Annotated in this window: 1 protein-coding gene; it reads right to left on the reverse strand. The window is 60.3% G+C overall.

Going from position 1 to position 1,265, the window contains the following annotated elements; all coding sequences use genetic code 11:
• Nucleotides 1–235 precede the first annotated feature (235 nt).
• Nucleotides 236–1,265, reverse strand: a 1,030-nt coding sequence (locus tag AKJ31_RS21910) for an IS91-like element ISCR2 family transposase (RefSeq protein ID WP_031430888.1), incomplete at its 5' end; no start/stop codon positions are given.

A 1,265-nucleotide genomic window follows, 5' to 3' on the forward strand; every position in this document is an offset into this window, starting at 1 on the left:
ACGTATAGGAAGAATAAACGCCCTTTTCACCCAAGTCCAACAGCTTTGGACCGCAGTTGACTCTTTCGACACCCCTGCGATGCAACCCAATCCGGCTGACGGGGAGCCAGCAACGCTGAAAATTTACCCTCCTCTTTCCCACTAGCGGCTCCTTTTCCGACAACCAGCACGGCGGATCCCTGCCGCGGCGCTGTGAACGCAGCATTTTGATTGGTATCGTTGGCCTTCAGGCTCGTCAGTCAAACAGACCCAGGAGCAGCTCAGCCGGTGGCGCCCGGCTTTCGGGTAACGCCCTGGTCCCGCTGGTTTCGGCTTTGTGCTTCAGGTGATCAAGGATCTGCTTGATCACTATAGGGTCTTCAATGCAGGCGATGACTTTCATGGCGCCGCCGCAGCCGCTGCAGGTCTCGATGTCGATATTGAAAACACGCTTGAGCCGTTGCGCCCATGTCATCGACGCTCGCCGTTGTGCTGGTGTTGCCGGTTCATCAGCCACCCTGACCTTGTTGCCCCTGCCCCGTTTTGCCGGCGTGACCAACGCCCGGTGCCGACTGTTGGGTGCGAACACCCCGTGGAAGCGGGTTAGGTTGACTCTGGGCTTCGGTACCAGGGCGGCCAGCCTTGCAATGAAATCCAATGGTTCGAAAATGACGTGCGTGGTGCCGTCCCGGTACGGCGTCTTGAGCTGGTAGCGCACGTTGCCGCCTCGTGTTAACGACAGCCGCTTCTCGGATACCGCCGGGCGGCTGATGTACCGGCACAGCCGTTCGAGCTTCTTGCGTTCATCGGCCCTGGCCGCCACGCCGGCGTGCAGGCTGGACCCGGCTACCTTGCCAATCCCGTCACCGAACGGATCACCACTGGTCGGCAGAGTTTGCAAAGTGAACACCTTTCGCCCCGCCTGTGAACCGACAGCGATACGGTAAGTGATCGAGTGCCCCAGCAGGGGTGTCATCGGGTCGTCATCCACCGCATCCGAGGCCAGATAGCTGTTTTCGACATCCCGTTCCAGCAGGCCTTGCCGTTCCAGATAGCGACCCACCCGGTGGGCGATGGTGTGCGTCAGCTGGGTGAGCTCTGGGCTGGTCGGCGCCTTGACCCAGCGGAAACGCGCTGAGCCGTGGGATTGCTCGACATACACACCGTCGAGAAACAGCATGTGGAAGTGAACATTCAGATTGAGCGCCGATCCAAAACGCTGGATCAGGGTGACCGCGCCCGTCTTGGCCACTTGGTGGGTATGGCCCGCTTTCTTGACCAGGTGC

Source organism: Vibrio hepatarius (genome assembly GCF_001274785.1).
In the GTDB taxonomy this organism is placed as follows: domain Bacteria; phylum Pseudomonadota; class Gammaproteobacteria; order Enterobacterales; family Vibrionaceae; genus Vibrio; species Vibrio hepatarius.